The 15,530-nt window shown below is 70.0% G+C and carries 11 protein-coding genes; 9 read left to right on the forward strand and 2 right to left on the reverse strand.

Translation table 11 applies throughout. The annotated features are described in order from the left end of the window. Nucleotides 1-11 precede the first annotated feature (11 nt). Entirely contained in the window at nt 12-956 is a 945-nt protein-coding gene (locus tag FHX37_RS03640) for an electron transfer flavoprotein subunit alpha/FixB family protein (protein WP_141922107.1), read from the forward strand. A 96-nt stretch (nt 957-1,052) separates the two neighbouring features. Then, on the forward strand, nt 1,053-2,216 hold the full coding sequence (locus tag FHX37_RS03645; protein WP_141922109.1) for a cysteine desulfurase family protein: 1,164 nt from the start codon (nt 1,053-1,055) through the stop codon (nt 2,214-2,216). A 50-nt stretch (nt 2,217-2,266) separates the two neighbouring features. Here the strand turns inward: FHX37_RS03645 and FHX37_RS03650 are convergent, their stop codons facing one another. After that, nucleotides 2,267-3,445, reverse strand: a complete 1,179-nt coding sequence (locus FHX37_RS03650) for a DUF695 domain-containing protein (protein WP_141922111.1) — start codon at nt 3,443-3,445, stop codon at nt 2,267-2,269. Between the two features lie 383 nt (nt 3,446-3,828). On the opposite strand from FHX37_RS03650, the gene mnmA reads away from it, so the two are divergent. The 7 genes from mnmA (at nt 3,829) to gatA (ending at nt 13,835) form a co-directional block, all read left to right on the forward strand. Beyond that, nucleotides 3,829-4,926, forward strand: a complete 1,098-nt coding sequence (gene mnmA, locus FHX37_RS03655; protein WP_211351736.1) for a tRNA 2-thiouridine(34) synthase MnmA — start codon at nt 3,829-3,831, stop codon at nt 4,924-4,926. 107 nt (nt 4,927-5,033) lie between these two features. Continuing rightward, nucleotides 5,034-5,585: a DedA family protein gene (locus FHX37_RS23815; protein WP_141922113.1), complete on the forward strand. Its 552-nt coding sequence runs from the start codon at nt 5,034-5,036 to the stop codon at nt 5,583-5,585. Continuing rightward, complete coding sequence (locus tag FHX37_RS03665) at nt 5,578-6,597, forward strand: methionine synthase (RefSeq protein ID WP_141922115.1); 1,020 nt, start codon at nt 5,578-5,580, stop codon at nt 6,595-6,597. The genes FHX37_RS23815 and FHX37_RS03665 overlap by 8 nt, the downstream gene beginning before the upstream one ends. A gap of 24 nt (nt 6,598-6,621) precedes the next feature. Continuing rightward, entirely contained in the window at nt 6,622-8,796 is a 2,175-nt protein-coding gene (gene ligA / locus FHX37_RS03670) for an NAD-dependent DNA ligase LigA (protein WP_141922117.1), read from the forward strand. A gap of 988 nt (nt 8,797-9,784) precedes the next feature. Beyond that, entirely contained in the window at nt 9,785-11,845 is a 2,061-nt protein-coding gene (locus FHX37_RS03675) for a putative bifunctional diguanylate cyclase/phosphodiesterase (protein ID WP_141922120.1), read from the forward strand. Nucleotides 11,846-12,036: 191 nt separating this feature from the next. Further along, nucleotides 12,037-12,336, forward strand: coding sequence for an Asp-tRNA(Asn)/Glu-tRNA(Gln) amidotransferase subunit GatC (gene gatC / locus FHX37_RS03680; RefSeq protein ID WP_141922123.1), 300 nt, complete (start codon nt 12,037-12,039; stop codon nt 12,334-12,336). Nucleotides 12,337-12,356: 20 nt separating this feature from the next. Beyond that, nucleotides 12,357-13,835, forward strand: coding sequence for an Asp-tRNA(Asn)/Glu-tRNA(Gln) amidotransferase subunit GatA (gene gatA, locus FHX37_RS03685; RefSeq protein ID WP_141924993.1), 1,479 nt, complete (start codon nt 12,357-12,359; stop codon nt 13,833-13,835). Between the two features lie 106 nt (nt 13,836-13,941). Here the strand turns inward: gatA and FHX37_RS03690 are convergent, their stop codons facing one another. Continuing rightward, on the reverse strand, nt 13,942-15,084 hold the full coding sequence (locus FHX37_RS03690; RefSeq protein ID WP_342777592.1) for a thioester domain-containing protein: 1,143 nt from the start codon (nt 15,082-15,084) through the stop codon (nt 13,942-13,944). Nucleotides 15,085-15,530 lie beyond the last annotated feature (446 nt).

Below are 15,530 nucleotides of genomic sequence, written 5' to 3' on the forward strand. Positions count from 1 at the left end.
GGAATCGAGAAATGGCTGAGGTCCTCGTCCTCGTCGACCACGTCGACGGGGAGGTAAAGAAGGTCACCAACGAGCTGCTCACCGCCGCGCGACGCGTCGGTGAACCCGCGGCCGTGTGGGTCGGCGCCGGCGCCGACGCCGCCGCACCGAAACTCGCCGAGTTCGGCGCGGAGAAGGTGTACACGGCCAGCTCCGAACTCAACGACTACGTCGTCGCCCCCAAGGCGGAGCTCCTCGCCAAGCTGGCCGGGGAGAACTCTGCGGCTGCGGTTCTGGTGTCCGCCACCCCCGAGAACAAGGAGGTGGCCGCGCGTACCGCGGTCAAGCTGGGATCGGGCGCCCTGACCGACGTGGTGGACGTGACCCCCGAGCTGGTGACCGAGCACAGCATCTTCGGTGGCGCCACCGTCACCCACGCCAAGGTGCGCACCGGTGCCCCGGTGGTCGCCCTGCGCCCCAACTCCGTGACCGCCGAGGCCTCCCAGGGGGCCGGGGCCCAGGAGGAGGTCTCCGTGGACCTCCCCGAGTCCGCGACCTCGGCGAAGGTCGTGGAACGGGTCAAGCAGGAGCGCGGCGCACGCCCCGAACTCACCGAGGCCGCGATCGTCGTCTCCGGTGGCCGGGGCGTCGGTTCCGAGGACTTCTCCGTGGTGGAGTCCCTCGCGGACTCGCTCGGTGCCGCCGTGGGCGCGTCCCGTGCCGCTGTGGACTCCGGCTGGTACCCCAACGAGTTCCAGGTCGGCCAGACCGGGAAGACGATCAGCCCGAACCTGTACATCGCGCTGGGCATCTCCGGAGCGATCCAGCACCGGGCGGGTATGCAGACCTCGAAGAACATCGTCGCGGTCAACAAGGACCCGGAGGCTCCCATCCACGAGATCAGCGACTTCAGCGTGGTGGGGGACCTGCACAAGGTGGCGCCGCAACTGACCGACGAGGTCAACAAGCGCAAGTGAGCTGCCTGCTGGCCGGGGGAGTGGGACATCCGACCCGTTCCCCCGACCGCCCTGCGGGACAGCGGGCACGCGCCCGGCCGTATCCTGGGCAGTGCCATGGTGTATCTGGATCACGCCGCCACAACAGCCGTCCGCCCCGAGGCCGTCGCCGACATGACCGAGGAGTTCGGTCAGCTCGGCAACGCCTCCTCACTGCACGGGGCCGGCCGCCGGGCGCGCCGGGTGGTCGAGGAGGCCCGCGAGGACATCGCCGGGGCCTTCGGCGTCACTCCCTACGAGGTGGTGTTCACCGGTGGGGGGACGGAGGCGAACAACCTCGCGGTCAAAGGGCTGTTCTGGGCGCGTAACCGTGCTTCCCCCGAGCGCCGGCGCATCCTGGTGAGCGCGGTGGAGCACCACGCCGTGCTCGATCCGGCGCGTTGGATGGCCGACGCGCAGGGGGCGGTCTACGAGGAGCTCCCGGTCGACGAGTACGGCCGGGTCCCGCCGCGGGAGCTGCGTGCCGCGATCGAGAGGAACCCCGCCGACGTCGCCCTGGTATCGGTCATGTGGGCGAACAACGAGGTGGGAACGCTCCAGCCCGTGCACGCGTTGGCGGAGATCGCCCGGGAGTACGGCATCCCGTTGCACACGGACGCCGTGCAGGCGGTCGGTACGCAGCCGATCGATATGGGCTCCGTGTCCGCGCTCACGGTGTCCGGCCACAAGATCGGCGGTCCGATGGGGGCGGGCGCGCTCCTGCTCGCGCGCGGGGTGGACCCCGTCCCGGTCCTGCACGGTGGCGGACAGGAGCGGGAGGTGCGCTCCGGAACGGTCATGACACCACTGCTGCGCGGAATGGCCACCTCGGTCCGGATGGCTGTCGAGGAGCGGGAGCCGCACGCGGCCCACCTCGCCAAACTCCGGGACGAACTGGTCACGGCGGTGCGGGACGCTGTCCCCGAGGCCGTGGTGAACGGTCACCCCACCGAGCGCCTCCCTGGCAACGCTCACGTCTCGTTCCCCGGTTGCGAGGGGGACGCCCTGCTCATGCTGCTCGACGCTCGCGGCATCCAGTGCTCGACGGGCTCGGCCTGCTCCTCCGGCGTGGCACAGGCGAGCCACGTGCTGCTCGCCATGGGCGCCGCGGAGGAGACAGCGCGCAGTTCCCTGCGTTTCTCACTGGGGCGGGACTCCTCCAGTGCCGACGTCTCCGCCCTGTACTCGGCCCTCGGCCCCGCGGTCGAACGTGCTCGCCGCGCCCGGGAGAAGCGCCACTGAGCACCGCCGGCCGTGGCACACCGGGCGCGGGGAGGGTGCGGACGGGCGGGTCAGGACCCCAGCTGGCGCCGGAACATGGTACGTAGCTGGTTGATGGACTGCCATTCCGGGTCGAGCCGGCTCTGTACCGTGGAGCGGCCTTCGGACCACTCACGCACGGCCGCTTCCACCTCGGGGAGAACGCCCGACTCCGGATCGAGGTAGTAGTGCAGCTGCCGGTGCCCTCCCACCGTCTGCTGGGCGAGGAGAGCTCCGTTGTCGCCCAGGATGCCGTCGACACGCGTGACGAACTCGTCCAGCGCGGACGCGGAGGGCTCCACCGGGCGTTTGTCGTTGTCGCTGTGGGCGTAACCGAGTGACACCTGGACGTAAAGCGTGAAAGCGGGAAAGTCGCGCCGGTGCAGCGGGTGGCGGAGGGAGAACTCGACGATCCCCCGCAACGGGACGCGCATCTGCAGCGTGGGCCAGCTGTTCGCGTTCCCGCCGCCGGAGAGCTGACGCACCACGGCAGGCAGCGAGGTCGGGGGCAGCGGGTCCAGCGGCCGTTCCGCCAGGGGCTCCACTCCGGCTATCCAGCGCACGTAGTCGTCCTCGCCCAGCGCGAGCATCACCACGTGCTCGGCCAGACTGGTTTGGGTCTCCTCGGGAAGGAACATGTTGTCCGGGTGGTACACCCCGGCGTCGATCGTGCCCTGCCGCTGGTCCACCCGGAGGGACAGGGCGGCGTGTGACAGGTCGAACGTGTGGTCGTCCCAGGTGATCGAGCTGGTGAGCTGCTCGTGGTCCGCCGGGTAGGCGGGGTGGAACTGCCACTCCGCGTCCTTGGGGGCGGAACGCAGCCACCGCTCGGTGAGGATGCGCGCCGAGTCGTCCGGCCCACCACTGAGGGTCAGCGCGTAGGAAGCCGTACTTCCCAGCAGCGCCAACGGATCGTCCATGTCGGACATCCGCGCCATGAGTTCCTCGGGATCCTCGTCCCCCATGGTGCCGAGGTCACCGGGTCCGCTGTCCGCGGAGCGGGAAACGGCGGAGACCTCCCATGTCAGTTCGGGATGGATCCGCTGTACCCGTTCGGTGACACGGGCGGCGGTCTCCTCGGGAACCGGTTCGCCCGCGTCGACCGACGCGGCCAACGTGCCACGGACGTCGTCCCAGTGTGCCCAGAACTCGTCCACGGCTGCGACGGATCCGGTCTCGTCAGCGGAGCGGCGACGGCGAAACAGAGCCATACCCCTAATTTTCGCAGAGCCGCGCGGTGAGCGCGCCACATGAGCGCTCGGCAGCGGGCCCGGTTCCCGAACCGAGCACAGCGCGACGGCGCATAGGCTTGCGGGACTATAGACTGAGAGTGGCTTGGGGTAGGGGCGTCCGTGCTGCGGACAGCGCTCGGTCCGTGCTCGCGCCAGCTCCGGCCGCCGTCGCACCGACCGCCTGAGCGGACACTGTTCGTCACGGCGGCGCGGGAGCCTCGCGTGGCAGGACGAGTGCCCGCCGTAGGAGCCCTCTACCCGTCTGTCCGTTCCGGGACGGGCAGCGACCTCGACACCACGCAGAAGGAAGGAGAACGGGCGTTTTCCCGCCGAGGGGCTGGAAACCGTCCTGGGGACCTCTGATGACGTTGCGCGTACTCGCCGCCATGTCCGGCGGTGTCGACTCCGCAGTTGCTGCTGCCCGCGCGGTTGAGGCGGGCCACGACGTGACCGGTGTCCACTTGGCGCTGTCCAAGAACCCCCAGTCGTACCGCAGTGGAGCACGGGGGTGCTGCACTGTCGAGGACTCCCGCGACGCGCGCCGGGCCGCCGACGTGATCGGTATCCCCTTCTACGTTTGGGACATGGCTGAGGAGTTCGAACGCGAGGTCGTGCAGGACTTCGTCGAGGAGTACTCCGCCGGCCGCACACCCAACCCGTGCATGCGTTGCAACGAGAAGATCAAGTTCGCCGCTGTCCTGGACCGCGCCGTGGCGCTCGGCTTCGACGCGGTGTGCACCGGCCATCACGCGCGGCTGGTCGGCGGCAGGCTGCGGCGCAGTCCGGACGAGGCCAAGGACCAGTCCTACGTGCTGGGTGTGCTCACGCGGGAGCAGCTTGACCACGCCATGTTCCCGCTCGGGGACTGCACCAAGGACGAGGTGCGGGCGGAGGCCGACCGGCGCGGCCTGGCGGTGGCCGAGAAACCGGACAGCCACGACATCTGCTTCATCGCGGACGGGGACACGTCCGGGTTCCTCAACCAGCGGCTGGGTTCCGAACCGGGGCCGATCAAGGACGAGTCGGGCGAGGTGCTGGGTACCCACGACGGTGCGCACACGTTCACCGTGGGCCAGCGCAAGGGGCTGAACCTGGGCGGCTCGGTGAACCGGCGCTACGTGCTGTCCATCGAACCGGTGGAGAACACGGTGACAGTGGGTCCGCGGGAGTCGCTGCGGGTGGACGAGATCGTGGGGAGCTCGCCGGTGTGGAGCGGCTGCGATCCGCTCACCGAACCCTTCTCCTGCACGGTGCAGCTGCGTGCGCACGGCGAGGTGTACTCGTGCCGGGCATGGCAGCGTTCCGGTGAGCTCGTGGTCCGGTTGGCCGAGCCCGCGACCGGTATCGCGACGGGGCAGGCGGCCGTGCTCTACGACGGCGATGTGGTGCTGGGGTCGGCGACGATCTCGGAGACGTCCTTCGTCGGCGAGGGGGAGGAGCAGCCGGTCCCGTCGGTCTGAGCCGTGCTCCGGTGTGTGGTTTCCCGGAAGGTCCGGAATCCCTGTCGCCTGACTTAGGTTAGGCATACCATAGACATGTTCCAGGTTGGTCGGGACCGGAGGGCACGATGGACTACGGCTTTTTGGAGGGGGAACCCTTCTGGACCGTGTACCTCGTCCTGGGCGTGATCGCCCTGCTGCGGACCCAGACCATCTACTGGCTCGGACGCTTCCTGGGCAAAGGAGTGCGCCGTTCCCGACTGGCCATCCGCCTCGGGGAGCGGTTGGACCGCGCGCAGCGCATGATCGACCGGTTCGGCCCACCCGCGGTCACCCTCTCCTACCTCACCGTGGGGATCCAGTCCGCGATCCACCTCACCGCGGGGGCGATGCGCATGTCCTTCCCGCGCTACCTCGCGGCCGCTCTCCCGGGAAGTGCCCTGTGGGCGGCGGTGTACAGCCTCGGCGGCATGGCCGCCCTGACGCTGTGGTGGCGGGCTTTCCTCCGCTCCCCGCTGGTGGCCGTCACGGCGGCCACGCTCCTCCTCCTCCTGGCCATCGTCCTGCTGGTGGTGTGGCGCCGCCGTTCGGGCGCCGGACCGCGCACGGCCAACGACACCGGGGTCCACACTCCCGAACTCACCGGCTCGCAGTGCCGTAACCTTGGTCAGTGTGAGTGAGCTGCATCAGTACCCCTGGCCCGAGGCGAGTTCCACCGGTGTCGGTTCCTTCCCGGGAACGGACGCGGGTGAGGCGCTGCGCACCGTTCTGGGTGAGCTGCCCGACCTCGCGCACCTCCCGGAACTGCCCGAGCGCGGGACCGGGGCGGACTCCACCGGTCGCAGCGCGGCGCTACTCGCCGACCTCCCCGTGGAGACGGGACCGTTCGCGTGGCGGGTGACGCAGCGACCGGGCCGGGACGCCCGACGTGCCGCGAGTTTCCTCTCCTACGATCTCGAGGCGCTCGAAACGCACGGACACGACTACCAGGGTCTGCTGAAGATCCAGGTCCTCGGTCCGTGGAGCCTCGCGGCCCGCCTCGAGTTACGCGGCGGGGAGAAACTGCTGTCCGACCCGGGAGCGGTCCGGGACCTGTGCGAGTCGCAGCGCGAGGGAGTGCGGGAGCACATAGCCGACGTGCGAGCACGCGTCCCCGGTGCCGGACTCCTCGTGCAGATGGACGAGCCCCTCCTGCCGGACGTGCTGCTCGGCGCGGTCCCGTCAGCCAGTGGTTACCGCACCCTGCCCGCGGTCGACCGCGTCACCGTCGAGGAGCGGCTTCGTGCTCTCTACGCCGCCATCTCCGAGTCGGGGGCCGTCCCGGGCGCGCACTGCTGCCGGGCGGATCCGCCCGTCGACCTGCTGCGCCGCAGTGGCGCACGCGCGCTGAGCCTGAACGCGCGGGCGCTACCGACCGGGGCCGAGGACGCCGTCGGCACCGCCGTGGAGGACGGCGTCGGTCTTCTTCTCGGCACGGTGGCGAGTACGGACACCGATCTGTCCGACCCCGCCGTTAACGTTGCCCCCGTGCGCGAACTGTGGAACCGGATCGGTTTCGCGCCGGAACTGTTGTCGGTGGCAGTAGCGGTGACTCCGGTGTGCGGGCTGGCCGGCGTTCCTGTCGACCATGCCCGCGCGGTGCTGGAGGCCTGCGGCACAGCGGCCCGCGTGCTGCGCGACGACCCCTGTTAGGACTGACGAAAGGAAACCGGACTGGTGAGCGTGGACGATCCGGCGACCGGTGAGCAGGTCCCGTCCGAGGTGCGTCGGCGCCATGCCGAGCTGTGCCAGGAGATCGACGACCACAGCTACCGGTACTACATGGCTGCCCCCGTCATCTCGGACGCCGAGTACGACGAGCTCATGGCCGAGCTGCAGGGGATCGAGAACCGGTACCCCAGCCTGGTCAGCCAGGACTCACCGACGCAGAAGGTCGGCGCTCCGATCAGTGTCGACTTCGCCGCGGTGGAGCACCTGGAGCGGATGCAGAGCCTGGACAACGCGTTCAACACCGAGGAGCTGCTTTCCTGGACCCAGCGGGCGCAGAACGAGATCGCCATCGACGCCTACCTGTGTGAGCTCAAGATCGACGGCCTGGCCGTCGACCTCGTGTACGAGGAGGGGCGGCTCATCCGCGCCGCCACGCGCGGCGACGGACGCGTCGGGGAGGACATCACCCCCAACATCCGCACCATCGCAGCGGTACCCCTGTACCTGGACCAGAGCCAGCGCCGCGCTCCCGAGGTTCTGGAGGTGCGCGGTGAGGTCTTCCTCCCCTGGGGAGACTTCCACGACCTCAACACCAGGCTTGCCGACGAGGGAAAGACACCGTTCGCCAACCCCCGCAACGCGGCCGCGGGCTCGCTGCGGCAGAAGGACCCCCGGGTGACCGCGACCCGGCCCCTGTCGATGCTCGTCCACGGGGTGGGAGTGCACCAGGGAGCGAGCTTCGAACGCCAGTCGCACGCCTACGCCGCCCTGCGGGACTGGGGGCTGCCCGTGAGCGACCGGTACCGCGTGGTGGAGACGCTGGAGGGGGTGCGGTCCTACGTCGAGTACTACGCCGCGCACCGCCACGACCCGGAGTACGAGATCGACGGGATCGTGATCAAGGTCGACGACATCGCCGTGCAGCGCCGGCTCGGGTCCACCAGCCGGGCGCCGCGGTGGGCGATCGCCTACAAGTATCCGCCGGAGGAGGTGACGACCAAGCTCACGGACATCCGGGTCAACGTCGGTCGCACCGGCAGGGTCACGCCCTACGGCGTCATGGAGCCGGTGCGGGTGGCCGGTTCCGAGGTTGAGTTCGCCACGCTGCACAACGCCCAGGAGGTCGAGCGCAAGGGAGTCCTCATCGGGGACACGGTCGTGCTGCGCAAGGCGGGGGACGTCATCCCCGAGATCCTGGGGCCGGTGACGGACCTGCGCGACGGGTCGGAACGCGCCTTCACGATGCCGCGCACCTGTCCGGAGTGCGGGACACCGCTGGGGCGGGAGAAGGAGGCCGATGTCGACCTCCGCTGTCCCAACAGCCGTTCGTGCCCGGGACAGGTCCGCGAGCGGCTGTTCCACATCGCCGGGCGCAAGGCGCTGGACATCGAGGAGCTGGGCTATGTCGCGGTGACAGCGCTCACCCAGCCGCTGGCCCCCGCGACCCCGCCGCTGCGGGACGAGGGCGGACTGTTCGACCTGACGGTCGACCAGTTGCTGCCCATCGAGACCTACGTCCTCGACCCGGACACCACGGAACCCAAGATCGATCCGGCCACGGGCGAGCCGAAGGTCCTCACGTTCTTCGCCAACCAGCGGGGCGAGCCGAAGAAGAACGTGGAGAAACTCTTCCTGCAGCTGGAGCAGGCGAAACAGCGCCCGCTGTGGCGGGTGCTGGTAGCCCTGTCGATCCGGCACGTGGGACCGCGTGCGGCCGAGGACCTGGCCCGGCACTTCCGTTCCATCGACGCGATCGCCTCGGCGAGCGAGGAGGAACTGTCGTCGGTCGACGGTGTGGGGCCGGCGATCGCGAGTTCCATCGTCGACTGGTTCAGCGTCGACTGGCACCGCGAGATCGTGGAGCGGTGGCGCGCCGCGGGTGTCCGCATGGCGGAGGAGGGCTTCGACAGCGGCCCCCGGACGCTGGAGGGAGTCACCGTGGTCGTCACCGGTTCGCTCGCCGAGTACAGCCGGGACGAGGCCAAGGAGGCCATCGCCGAGCTGGGAGGGAAAGTGACCGGTTCGGTGTCGAAGAAGACCGGCTTCCTCGTGGCAGGTGACAACCCCGGATCGAAATACGACAAGGCGGCGCAGTTGGGCGTTCCGATCCTGGACGAGGGGGGGTTCCGTGTGCTGCTGGAGCAGGGGCCGGATGTGGCCAGCCAATACGGGTTGACTTAGCACGGAAAGTGACCGCGGTGCACGAGGGGCGCGGACATGGCGGTGTAACCGTCCGTCAACCGCGCAGGGCAGCGGTGCCGGGTTCCGCGCGGCGCCGCCAGCGCCGGTGACAGTCCGCGAGCGGAACGGTTCCGCCGCTGTGGTGCCGTGCTTCACCTAAAGTCCCTACGTGGCGACATGTGGTGATGAAAGGACGTACGCTGGATTCCGCACCCGGCACACGCCCGGGTGCGTTACGACAGGTACCGGCGGGTGGTGGCGGGCGGCATCGTCCGGTCCGGCCGTGACAGCGTGCGACACTCCGTGAGTGACGGCGCGGGCCGCTCCCCGGGAGGGACCCCCGCCACCAGCACCAGCCACCACCGACGAAGGAGGTGACCCGGTGGTTATGTCCCGTACAGGACAGCCGACCCACGTCAGGGTGCTTCCTCAGCACCGGACTCCGGAGCGTGCGGCTGTTCCCCCCGGGAAGCGTGTCGCCGCACCCCGCCCCTGTCGGGCATCGTCCGGCCCGTTCCTACCGGAGGCGACGGAGGGGGCGTCGCCAGGGACGTGCCCACCCCCACCGCGGCAGGCGGGAAGCTCCGTTGCGAACTAACCACGTCCGGAACGTCCACTGTCCGGGAGTCCGCCCCGGTTCGCGCCGCGTCTCCCGCCCGCTCGCGAGCCCGAACCAGACGACCTCCCCGCGGTCGTCGGCGCGTCGGGCCGCATCCGGAGACCAGCCACGGGCCGAGCCACGTACGACGCACTACCGGGCCGCAGGCGGCCGCGCGCGAACGTTGGCGAAATGCCCTACGTCGTCACCGTTCGGATCGGTCCGCCTACCACCGGTAGTTTCCCTGTCCGCGCCCCCGGCGCGTCGCGGCACACCGGCCACCCCCGGCCACCCGCCGCGGCGCGTGAGCGGACACGCCTACACCGGGCGAAAGGAGGAGGGCGTCCGTCCGTCCGCTGCACAGCGACGGTACCCGCGCCCGAAAACGCGATGAAGGACCCCAATAACACCCGGGACATCGGCCCCAGGGTCGGAACGCCGTTATGGTGCTACTTCTCCGCCGTAACGGCGCTCGGCGGCGTACTGCTGGGGCTCTCCCTGTTCTGGCTCGGTGCCGACAGGTTGCAGAGTCTCGCCTTCCAGCCGCTGATCTGGGTCGTGTTGTGCATGGTGGTCGTCGGTGAGCTGCGGCCGATCACCACGCCGAGCATGCCGAACGACAACGGCGCCCCCACCTCGCTGCCGTTCGCCTTCGCGCTGCTCATCTTCTACGGGCTGCCCGTGGTGGGCCTGGTCCAGGCTGTCGCCACCGTGGTGGCGGGGGGTGTGCGTGGCCACGCGCCGCACCGCACCGCCTTCAACCTCGCCCAGTACATCGTGAGTTTCGGCGCCGCCGAAGCCGTACTGTGGCTGCTCGTCCCCGAGGCCCCGGCGGTTTCCTGGACCCCGGAGGGCGCGCAGCTGCTTGTCGTGGCACTGGCCGCCGCGGCGTACTTCGTGGTCAACCTGATGCTGGTGGAGTGCGCGGTGGCGATGCACGAGCGTTCCACGCTGAGCGCCATGCTGGCCAAGGACATCGGACAGCGGCTGTTCGTGAACGGTGTCCTGCTCAGCCTGGCGCCGCTCGTCGTCATCGCGATGGTCCACTCCGTCTGGTTGGTCCCGCTGTTCGCGTTCCCCCTCGTCGCCCTGTACAGCAGCGCCACCCTGTCCGTACGGCGGGAGTACCAGGCCAACCACGACGAACTCACCGGCCTGGCCAACCGCAAGCTGCTCACCATGCGCACCCGGCAGGCACTCGAGGACGCAGCGCACGACGACAGGCGTGTGGGGCTGCTGCTGTTGGACCTGGACCGGTTCAAGGAGGTCAACGACACGCTGGGCCATCCCACGGGGGACCGGCTGCTGCAGGTCGCCGCCCACCGTCTGACACACAGCGTGCGTCCGGGAGACGTGGTGGCCCGCCTCGGCGGTGACGAGTTCGCGGTGCTCCTGCCGCGGGTCCGGGACGCCGAGTCCGCGCGTGAGGTCGCCGCGCGGCTGCGTGTGGCACTGGCGGAACCGATCCACCTCGACGGTATGGAGTTCGACCTGGAGGCGAGTGTGGGTATCGCGCTCCACCCCGACCACGCCCCCGACTTCGAGCTGCTCATGCGGCGTGTGGACGTCGCCATGTACGTCGCCAAGGAGCAGCGCACCGGTGTCGAACTGTACGCGCCGCACAAGGACCGCAGCTCCACGGTCCGGATGGGACTCTTCGGTGAGCTGCGCCGCGCCCTCGCCGACAGGGAACTGGAGATGTTCTACCAGCCCGTGGTGAGTACGGACGGTCACCGTGTGGTGGGAACGGAGGCCCTGGTCCGCTGGCGCCACCCGCGGTTCGGCCTCCTGTCCCCCGAGGAGTTCGTTCCGCTCGTGGAACAGTCCTCCCTCATGCGCGACTTCACCCGCGAGGTGTTGGACCTCACGCTGTCGCAGGTCAGTCACTGGCGTTCCCAGGGGGTTCGGACACCGGTGGCCGTCAACCTGAGCGCGCGGGAACTGTTCGACCCCGGACTGCCGGAGATCGTGGAATCCGCGCTGCGCAGGAACAGCGTCCCCGCCTCCGCGCTCTGGCTGGAGGTCAGCGAACACGTCCTCGTGTCCGACGCCGAGGTCGTGTCCCCGACCGTGCACGCTCTGGCGGACCTCGGGATCGGAATCGCCCTGGACGACTTCGGGACCGGTTACTTCACACTGGCGCGGCTGGGCGGTCTGCCCGTGTCGGAGGTCAAGCTCGACTCCTCCTTCGTGCGCCGCATCGCCGACGAGCCGGACGGCCGGGTCATCGTGGGGTCAGCGGTGGGACTGATCCAGAGACTGGGGATGCGCGCGGTCGCCGAAGGCGTGGAGGACGACCGGGTCGCCGAGGCGATGCGCGAACTGGGGTGCGACGCGGCCCAGGGGCGGCTCTTCGTTCCCCCCGTGGAACCGGCGGATGCCACCAGGTGGCTCCTGGAGCACAACGAACGCGTCGGGGTTCCCGTGGACGGGAGCACCCACCCGGCCTGAGACCGTGCGGCGCCGTCGGGACGCCCCGGACCCGGCGGCGCGGAACACCCGGCGCGCGCCGTTCCGCGCCGCGTACCGTCCGCGGGGCCGCGGTGCCGGAACACGCGGACTGGGCGCGGCTCCCCCGCAGCGGCAATAGGATTGAGCTGTCATTATCTTTCGCTGGTAACCGAAGGAACGGTTTTTCATTCATGACCGCCATCACCCGCGATGAGGTCGCGCACCTCGCCCGGTTGTCGCGGCTGGCGCTGCCCGAGCACGAGTTGGACCAGCTCGCCTCCCAGCTCGACGTGATCATCTCCTCCGTGGCCAAGGTCCAGGAAGCCGCCACGGACGATGTTCCACCGAGCTCGCACGCACTGCCGCTGACCAACGTGTACCGAGCCGACGAGGCCCGCCCGGGGCTCACTCCCGACCAGGCACTGTCGGGCGCCCCCGCGGTGGAGGACCAACGGTTCCGTGTCCCGCAGATCCTGGGGGAGGAGGAGTAGTGAGCACCGATCCGACCAGGATGAGCGCGCACGAGCTCGGCGCCGCCATCCGTTCCGGAGAGCTCTCCTCGGCCGCGGTCACCGAGGCCCATCTGGACCGGATCGCCGAGGTGGACGGGAACGTCAACGCGTTCCTGCACGTGGACCGCGACGCGGCGATGGAGCAGGCCCGCGCCGTGGACACGCGGCTGGCGGCCGGCGAGGACCTCGGTCCTCTGGCCGGCGTCCCGATCGCGCACAAGGACCTCTTCACCACCACGGACATGCCGACCACGGCCGCGTCGCGCATCCTCGAGGGATGGCAGCCCCCCTACGACGCGACGGTGAGCCAGCGGTTGCGGGACGCCGGACTGGTCATCCTCGGCAAGACCAACATGGACGAGTTCGCCATGGGTTCCTCCACCGAGAACTCGGCCTACGGCGTCAGCCGTAACCCGTGGGACCTGTCCCGCGTGCCGGGCGGGTCCTCCGGGGGGTCCTCAGCGGCCGTCTCCGCGTTCGAGGCCCCCCTGGCCACCGGCACCGACACGGGCGGGTCGATCCGCCAGCCGGCTGCCGTCTGCGGCCTCGTCGGAGCCAAACCGACCTACGGCGGGTCCTCGCGCTACGGGGTGATCGCTTTCGCGTCCTCCCTGGACACGCCGGGACCGTTCGGACGCACCGTGCTGGACACCGCACTGCTGCACGAGGCGTTCTCCGGGCACGACCCGCGCGACTCCACCTCCATCGACGCGCCGGTGCCGCCGGTGGTGGACGCCGCCACCCGCGCCGACGTGGCGGGCATGCGCATCGGCGTGGTGACCGAGCTCGACGGTGAGGGCTACCAGCCCGGGGTGATGCAGCGTTTCCGGGAGTCGGTGGCGCTGCTCGAGAGCCTGGGGGCCACGGTCGTCAACGTCTCCTGCCCCAGTTTCGAAACCGCCCTCTCCGCCTACTACCTGATCGCTCCCAGCGAGTGCTCCTCCAACCTGGCCCGGTTCGACGCGATGCGTTACGGGCTGCGGGTCGCCGACGACGGCGACCACGGCACGGAGGACGTCATGTCGCTGACCCGGGCGGAGGGCTTCGGCCCCGAGGTCAAGCGCAGGATCATGCTGGGAACGTACGCGCTCTCCAGCGGTTACTACGACGCCTACTACGGTTCGGCCCAGCAGGTGCGCACCCTCATCAAACGGGACTTCGAGGCCGCCTTCGGCGACGTCGACGTGCTCGTGTCGCCCACGACCCCCACCACGGCCTTCCCGCTGGGGGAGCGCGCCGAGGACCCGATGGCGATGTACCTCGCCGACCTGTGCACGATCCCCACCAACCTCGCCGGCAACGCCGCGCTGTCGGTGCCGTGCGGGCTGGCGCCCGAGGACGGCCTGCCGGTGGGGCTGCAGGTGATGGCCCCGGCGCTGGCCGACGACCGTACCTACCGGGTCGGTGCCGCCGTCGAGGCCGCCCTGGGTCAGAACAACGGCGGAGCGCTGCTGACCCGCGACGCCGTGGCGGTGTAGGGAGAGGCACCGCCGGAACCGGCCGGACAGCAAAAACGAGCGCCCGCCGCCTCCGTGGAGGCGGCGGGCGCTTCTGGTCAGCCGGGGCGGACCCTGGCCTACCGGTTTACTCCTCTGCCATGTTGCTGCGGCGCTTACGGCTGAGGTAGATCGCGGCACCGCCGGCGCCGACCGCGGCCACCGCGGCCGCCACGAGGCCGCCGAGCGCCGTACCGGTGACGGGAAGCCCCTCGTCATCCTGCTCCGGTTTCTCCGGGGCGGGCTTCTCCTGGGTCTGGGTCGGCGTGGGGCTGGGACTCTCGGTGTCCTCGGGAGGCGGTGTCTCCTCCGGCGGTTTGGTGGTGGGCGACTCCGTCGGGGAGGGGCTCTCCGCGGACTCCTTCCAGCTGGCCGTGGCCTGGGCGGTCACCGTGCTCTCGTCGGTGTCGGCGGTGATCAGCGTCTGGGTGGGGTCCTCCCCCTCGACGCCCTGGAACAGCCGACCGCGGGGGACCTCGGCGGAGACGGAGGTGGAGACGGTGGCTTCGCCCTTGTCGGCGTCCTGCGGGACCGAGAAGCCGAACTGGTCGCCGTCCGCGGCCTCGGAGAGGGCATCGCCGCTGTCCGGGTCGACCAGCTCGACCCCCTCCGGAGCGTCCACGTCCAGCGAGACCGACTCGGCACTGGTGCTGAGGGTGAACTCGCCGACCACCTCGCCGGCGGTGCCCTCCGCGGACTCCGGCTCGATGCTCACCGAGGCCTCCGGCTCCTTCACCTCCTCGGCGTTGTCCACCAGGTAGTCGTAGAGGGCCGTGACCTTCTCGCCGTTCTTCTCGTCGAGGCCGAGGTCGTTGCTGAAGTGCCAGATCGCCGCCTGGGTGCCGGCGATGGCCTGTTTCTGGTTCAGCCCCTCGACACCGCTCTTCTCCGCCAGTTCGCCGACCTCGGCGGAGGGGTAGGAGTTCTGCAGGATCCAGTGGACCTTGGCCGGATCGGCGAAGTCACCCTTACCGGGGTAGTCCGACCACTCGTCCTCCTCGTAGTCGGCCCCGCCGCGGATGTCGGTCTCGAAGTCGATGCAGTAGGTCCGCAGCATCGGGCCGTCCTTCAGGTCCAGCTGGAACAGGCTGGTACCCGCCGTGTCACCGCCCATGTGCACGTCCACGCCGTTGGCCTCGTTACCGACGTACGTGCCTTCGGCGCCGTCGGCGGCAGCGGGGGTGGCCGCGAAACCGAACGCGAGGAGAGCGGCGGTCGTGGCGGCCGCCACCGAGGCGGATTTTCGCGCACGGTTTCGGGGATAGGGGGGGAATGTCATATTGGTCAAATCCAGTCCCGGGGGGAGAGGTACGAAATCGGATGCGTGCTGCTTGTTCCCGGCTGCGGGAAGCAGCCAATGGCCGTAGTCCGACGGGTGCGCGTGTGGTACCGGAGCACCGGACACCCGGCGCGGTATCGGCCGCGCGGGAAGCGGCGCTTCTTCTCTTCGTCGCTGAGTGACGACAGCCGGTGTCGCGTAGCGGGACCGCGTGCCGGCGAATCGTTGGTTCCCGCGCGCTCCGATACTAACGACCCGATTCCGGACTTCCAACACGGTTCGACAAAAAGACGCGGATATATTCCCCGCGGTTTTGTGCCGCGAGAGTGGCCTCCGCTTCTCATCTGCGAGGAATCGCGTAACCGGCGGTGCTCTCCTCGGGGACCGGGAACGGTGCG

The sequence above is a fragment of the Haloactinospora alba genome (assembly GCF_006717075.1).
In the GTDB taxonomy this organism is placed as follows: Bacteria; Actinomycetota; Actinomycetes; order Streptosporangiales; family Streptosporangiaceae; genus Haloactinospora; species Haloactinospora alba.

Excerpts from the sequence above, each read along its gene's own strand:
- FHX37_RS03640 (WP_141922107.1), top strand. The coding sequence starts at position 12 with ATGGCTGAGGTCCTCGTCCTCGTCGACCACGTCGACGGGGAGGTAAAG.
- FHX37_RS03645 (WP_141922109.1), top strand. The coding sequence starts at position 1,053 with ATGGTGTATCTGGATCACGCCGCCACAACAGCCGTCCGCCCCGAGGCC.
- FHX37_RS03650 (WP_141922111.1), bottom strand. The coding sequence starts at position 3,445 with ATGGCTCTGTTTCGCCGTCGCCGCTCCGCTGACGAGACCGGATCCGTC.
- mnmA (WP_211351736.1), top strand. The coding sequence starts at position 3,829 with ATGACGTTGCGCGTACTCGCCGCCATGTCCGGCGGTGTCGACTCCGCA.
- FHX37_RS23815 (WP_141922113.1), top strand. The coding sequence starts at position 5,034 with ATGGACTACGGCTTTTTGGAGGGGGAACCCTTCTGGACCGTGTACCTC.
- FHX37_RS03675 (WP_141922120.1), top strand. The coding sequence starts at position 9,785 with ATGAAGGACCCCAATAACACCCGGGACATCGGCCCCAGGGTCGGAACG.
- gatC (WP_141922123.1), top strand. The coding sequence starts at position 12,037 with ATGACCGCCATCACCCGCGATGAGGTCGCGCACCTCGCCCGGTTGTCG.
- gatA (WP_141924993.1), top strand. The coding sequence starts at position 12,357 with ATGAGCGCGCACGAGCTCGGCGCCGCCATCCGTTCCGGAGAGCTCTCC.